Annotated in this window: 5 protein-coding genes and 1 pseudogene; 3 read left to right on the plus strand and 3 right to left on the minus strand. The window is 71.8% G+C overall.

Translation table 11 applies throughout. The annotated features are described in order from the left end of the window. A pseudogene (locus G3I40_RS35875) lies at positions 1–288 on the minus strand (hypothetical protein); the annotation flags it as partial. Positions 289–483: 195 nt separating this feature from the next. Here G3I40_RS35875 and radA point away from each other — a divergent pair. Beyond that, positions 484–1,893 (plus strand): DNA repair protein RadA, encoded by a 1,410-nt coding sequence (radA, locus tag G3I40_RS35880; protein ID WP_164559019.1) that lies wholly within the window; start codon positions 484–486, stop codon positions 1,891–1,893. A gap of 97 nt (positions 1,894–1,990) precedes the next feature. Beyond that, a complete protein-coding gene (gene disA / locus G3I40_RS35885) occupies positions 1,991–3,115 on the plus strand; it encodes a DNA integrity scanning diadenylate cyclase DisA (RefSeq protein WP_164559020.1) in 1,125 nt (374 codons plus the stop codon). A gap of 329 nt (positions 3,116–3,444) precedes the next feature. On the opposite strand, the gene G3I40_RS35890 is transcribed toward disA, so the two are convergent. Beyond that, complete coding sequence (locus G3I40_RS35890) at positions 3,445–4,266, minus strand: hypothetical protein (RefSeq protein ID WP_164559021.1); 822 nt, start codon at positions 4,264–4,266, stop codon at positions 3,445–3,447. A gap of 187 nt (positions 4,267–4,453) precedes the next feature. Here G3I40_RS35890 and G3I40_RS35895 point away from each other — a divergent pair, with 187 nt between their 5' ends. Beyond that, positions 4,454–5,098, plus strand: a complete 645-nt coding sequence (locus G3I40_RS35895) for a phosphatase PAP2 family protein (protein ID WP_164559022.1) — start codon at positions 4,454–4,456, stop codon at positions 5,096–5,098. Positions 5,099–5,375: 277 nt separating this feature from the next. On the opposite strand, the gene G3I40_RS35900 is transcribed toward G3I40_RS35895, so the two are convergent. Beyond that, the coding region (locus G3I40_RS35900) for a LuxR C-terminal-related transcriptional regulator (RefSeq protein WP_164559023.1) at positions 5,376–5,610 on the minus strand (235 nt) is incomplete at its 5' end.

Here is a 5,610-nt window from a genome sequence, read left to right on the forward strand (position 1 = left end):
CAGGCAGTACCAGCGGGCGAGCGCGTACAGCCAGGACCTGCGGTCGGCCTCGGCGTCGGGTGCGCGCGCGCCGCGCCGCTCGGCGAGCGCCAGGGCGTCGCCGAGGGCGGCGGTCGCCTCGTCGTGGTCGCAGAGCACCGAGAGGCAGTACGTGAACAGCCCGTCCAGAAACGGCTCGTAGCGAGCGGGCGGGCGCTGCGGAACGGTGCGGGGCTCCGGACGCCTCGCCCCGGCGCGCTGCGCCCGGTGTGCGCCGGTGGTGTGCGTGGGGGTTTCCGGCCTGCTCATCACCCGTGCGACCGTAGGCGGCGGGCACGGGCCCCTCCCGCCCCCTTGAGTACTTTTAATCCTTACGGGTGAAACGATCCCTCAAAAGGGGACAGGAACCCCATATTCCGTGGCCAGCGCGGCTACACGCGGCAACCGACAGCGGCACATTCGGCGGTGCCGGCGTTGTCAGTGCCGCCCGCTACGGTTCGGTTCATGGCTGCCCGTACGAAATCCTCGAAGGACCGTCCCTCCTACCGCTGCACCGAATGCGGCTGGCAGACGGCCAAGTGGCTGGGCCGCTGCGCCGAGTGCCAGGCGTGGGGGACGATCGAGGAGTACGGCGCGCCCGCGGTGCGCACGACCGCCCCCGGCCGGGTCACGACGTCCGCCGTGCCGATCGGCCAGGTCGACGCCCGGCAGGCCACGGCCCGCCCCACCGGCGTGCCCGAGCTGGACCGGGTCCTCGGCGGCGGCCTCGTGCCGGGCGCGGTGGTCCTGGTCGCGGGCGAGCCCGGCGTCGGCAAGTCCACGCTGCTCCTGGACGTGGCGGGCAAGTCCGCGAGCGAGGAGCACAAGACCCTGTACGTCACGGGCGAGGAGTCGGCCTCCCAGGTGCGGATGCGCGCCGACCGCATCAAGGCGATCGACGACCACCTCTACCTCGCGGCGGAGACCGACCTGGCCGCCGTCCTCGGGCACTTGGACGCGGTGAAGCCCTCCCTGCTGATCATGGACTCCGTGCAGACGGTGGCGTCCCCCGAGATCGACGGGGCGCCGGGCGGCATGGCGCAGGTCCGCGAGGTGGCCGGGGCCCTCATCCGCGCCTCCAAGGAGCGTGGCATGTCCACCCTCCTCGTGGGGCACGTCACGAAGGACGGCGCGATCGCCGGCCCGCGCCTCCTGGAACACCTCGTCGACGTCGTCCTCAGCTTCGAGGGCGACCGGCACGCCCGCCTGCGTTTGGTCCGCGGCGTCAAGAACCGGTACGGGACGACGGACGAGGTCGGCTGCTTCGAGCTGCACGACGAGGGCATCACGGGCCTGGCCGACCCGAGCGGCCTGTTCCTGACCCGCCGCGACGAGCCGGTCCCCGGCACGTGCCTCACCGTCACCCTCGAAGGCCGCCGCCCCCTGGTCGCCGAGGTCCAGGCCCTCACGGTCGACTCGCAGATCCCCTCGCCGCGCCGTACGACCTCCGGTCTGGAGACGTCCCGCGTCTCGATGATGCTGGCCGTGCTCGAACAGCGCGGCAAGATCAGCGCTTTGGGCAAAAGGGACATCTACTCCGCGACGGTCGGCGGCGTGAAGCTCACCGAGCCGGCCGCCGACCTGGCGATCGCCCTGGCCCTGGCCTCCGCCGCGAGCGACACCCCGCTCCCGAAGAACCTGGTCGCGATCGGAGAAGTAGGCCTGGCGGGCGAGGTCAGAAGGGTCACAGGGGTGCAGCGCAGGCTGGCCGAGGCCCACCGGCTCGGGTTCACGCACGCGCTGGTTCCGAGCGATCCCGGAAAGATCCCGCCCGGTATGAAGGTCCTGGAAGTCGCCGATATAGGGGACGCCCTGCGGGTGCTGCCGAAGAGCCGTCGACGAGAGGCCCCACGGGAGACGGAGGAGCGCCGGTAGACTTTGCCCTGGTCTCGCCTGTGCGTGCGAACGCGACGGGGGCTCCCAGCCCCCGACCCCAGGCGGCGCCTCAGAGTCTGCGATCCGGAGGAGTCCAGTGGCAGCCAACGACCGGGCGTCAGCTCCCGGCAAGTCCGGAGGGAGTTCCGGTGCGGATGCTCTGATGCGTGCTGCGCTGAGCGCGGTGGCGCCCGGCACGGCCCTGCGGGACGGCCTGGAGCGCATCCTGCGCGGCAACACCGGGGGGCTCATCGTCCTCGGCTCCGACAAGACGGTCGAGTCGATGTGCACCGGCGGGTTCGTCCTCGACGTGGAGTTCACGGCCACGCGCCTGCGCGAGCTGTGCAAGCTCGACGGCGGCATCGTGGTCTCCTCGAACCTGGACAAGATCCTGCGGGCGGGCGTGCAGTTGGTCCCGGACCCCACGATCCCCACCGAGGAGACCGGCACCCGGCACCGCACCGCGGACCGCGTGAGCAAGCAGGTCGGCTACCCGGTCGTCTCGGTCTCGCAGTCGATGCGCCTGATCGCGCTGTACGTGGACGGCCAGCGCCGCGTCCTGGAGGACTCGGCGGCGATCCTGTCCCGCGCGAACCAGGCCCTGGCCACCCTGGAGCGCTACAAGCTCCGCCTCGACGAGGTCGCGGGCACCCTGTCCGCGCTGGAGATCGAGGACCTGGTCACGGTCCGCGACGTCACGGCCGTCGCCCAGCGCCTGGAGATGGTGCGCCGCATCGCCACCGAGATCGCCGAGTACGTCGTCGAGTTGGGCACGGACGGGCGCCTTCTGGCGCTGCAGCTGGACGAGCTGATCGCGGGCGTCGAGCCCGAGCGCGAGCTCGTCGTACGCGACTACGTGCCCGAGCCCACGGCCAAGCGCTCCCGCACCGTCGACGAGGCACTGGCCGAACTGAACTCCCTGCACCACGGCGAGCTGCTCGAACTGCCCATCGTGGCAAGGGCATTGGGCTACACCGGCTCGCCCGAGGCACTGGACTCGGCGGTGTCCCCGCGCGGCTTCCGCCTCCTCGCGAAGGTCCCGCGCCTGCCCGGCGCCATCATCGACCGCCTCGTGGAGCACTTCGGCGGCCTGCAGAAACTGCTCGCCGCGAGCGTGGACGACCTGCAGACCGTGGACGGCGTCGGCGAGGCCCGGGCCCGCAGCGTCCGAGAGGGCCTGTCGAGGCTGGCGGAATCCTCAATCCTGGAACGCTACGTCTAGCCACCTCCGGCCACCACCAGCCCCGCCCACCCAAACCCTCCCGGCGATAACCCCCAAGCCCCTCCGGCGGAACCCATCAGGCCCCTCCGGCGGACCATCAGGCCCCTCCGGCGGTACCCATCAAGCCCCTCCGGCGATTGAGGAGCGGGGTCCGGGGCGGAGCCCCGCAACGGTGAGCCGAGAGGGCCGGCCCTCCAACTCCTCCGGCCACCAAGCCCCTCCGGCGGATCCCGCCAAGCCCCTCCGGCGGAACCAATCAAGCCCCTCCGGCGATTGAGGAGCGGGGTCCGGGGCAGAGCCCCGCAACGGTGAGCCGAGGGGGCCCGCCCTCAGTCAGCCTTCAGCACGAACGACGTCTGGGCCCCGGCAAGTTGCGCCCCCTTGACCTCAACCAAATACGTCCCGGCCCCCGCAGACCCCGCGGGAGGCGTAGCACACTGGGGAGCACTGGCCTTCCGGTCCCACGTCAACGTATGCGTCACCTTGCCCCCGGCAGGCACCCGCAGCAGCAGGCCCCGCGCTCCGGCCGGGCAGTCCTCGGACGACCAGTACTTCTTGTCCCCGTCCGCCTTCGTGATGGAGACGACCGCCGTCCTCGGACCGAGATCGACCTTGCAGGTCTTGTCCGTGGTGTTCTTGACGGTCACTTCGAGCTTGGGCTTCTGACCGGGGGCGTACGAGTTGTGGAGGCTGCGCACCGACAGCGTGGCTCCGCCCGCCGTGCAGTCGGGCAGGCTGGAACCGGCCGGTACCTGGTCGCCGGAGGACGTACCGCTGCCGTCGCCCGCGTCACCGCCCGCCGAGTCGTCCGAGCCGCCGGAACCCGCGGAGCCACCCGAGCCGGACCCGTCACCGGACCCCGACCCCGAGCCGTCACCCGAACCCGAACCGGAGCCGGCACCGCCCGACGAGTCGCGCCCGCCCGGGTGTTGGCTGATCGCGGGCCCCGTGCCGGAGGGCCCCGGGGTGATGGCATCCGTCGGATGCTTGCCGTTGGATCCGTCGGCGCCGTTGTTCCCGCCCCCGCCGCCGAGGTTGACCATCCAGACGATCAGCAGCGCCAGCAGCGCCACGACAGACGTCAGAACGACCCTCCGTCGCCAGTAGATGGAGGAGGGGAGCGGCCCGATCGGATTGCGCAGAGATCCCACGGCTCAAACCTTACGAGAGATCGGCCCGTTGTCCTGCGTCCACCCGCCGCCCCGTCCATCAAGTTTTGCGGATCATCATCATGCGCGGCGCTCCGGCGGCGTCCGGGGACCCCTGTCTTTCGTCAGGTGCGGACCGCGACCCTCGCTGGATGTGACGTCGCCGGGAGATTGCGTACTGTCCGTGACCATGGGAACCATCGACTCCGATCTCTATCGCCACATCACCGATTTCGCCCACGACACTCCTTCGTGGTTCCAACACCTGATGGAGGTGTGGACGGAACTGGGGCTGTTGCTCTTCGCCGTGCTGTTCGTCGTCGCCTGGTGGCGGGCGCGGCGCGGCGATCCGCGGGCCCTGGCCGTCGCGGTGCTCGCGCCGCTGGCCACCGCCGTGGCGTACGTGTGCAGTGAGTTGGTGAAGTCGGGCATCGACGAGGAGCGGCCGTGCCGGGCCGTCGGCGGCGCGCTGCCGTCCCTGGTCGACTGCCCCGCCCACGGCGACTGGTCGTTCCCGTCCAACCACGCCACGATCGCCGCCGCCGCGGCCGTCGGTCTCGCGCTCGCCTGGCCGGTGATCGGCTGGCTGACGGTGCCGATGGCGATCCTCATGGCGTTCTCGCGGGTCTTCGTGGGCGTGCACTACCCGCACGACGTCGCGGTGGGCCTGGTCCTGGGCACCCTGGTCGCCCTCGTCGTCGTACGTCTGCTGTCGCGTCCGGGGGCGCGGGTGGCCGAGGCGATGCGAGGGTCGGGCAACGGGCTCGCGCGGTGGTTCGCGGGCCCGGGCCCGTCGGCCCACGCACACCGGCTGACGGGCGCACACCGTCGCTGAACTCGGGTGCGCAGGACACCCTCTGACGGCTGTTCAGGCCTGTCGACGAACACGCACAGCGGCACGCTGAACTCGGGCGCTCGGGCGCTCGGGCGGGCGGAAGAAACTCTGACGGCTGTTCAGCCACCCAGCTGAACAGCCGCCGGGGCAGAAGAACACACTCCGGGCCGAGCCCGCCGAGGCAGGCACGCACTCCGGGCCCGACCCGCCAGGCAGGAACACACTCCGGGCCAAGCCCGCCAGACAGGCACGCACTCCGGACCGAGCCCGGCCTGCCCTACGTCAGCAGCCCCGCCTCGTACGCCACGATCGCCGCCTGTACGCGGTTCCTGACCTCCAGCCGGTCGAGGACCGCGCTGACGTACGCCTTCACGGTGCCTTCCACGAGGTGCAGCCGTGCGGCGATCTCCGGGTTCGACAGGCCGGCGCCGACCAGGGCGAGGACCTCGCGCTCGCGCGGCGTGAGCGCGTCCACGCGGCCGCGGGCCGACGCCTCGCGCGCGAGCCGGCCG

Source organism: Streptomyces sp. SID14478 (assembly GCF_010548525.1).
Lineage (GTDB): Bacteria > Actinomycetota > Actinomycetes > Streptomycetales > Streptomycetaceae > Streptomyces.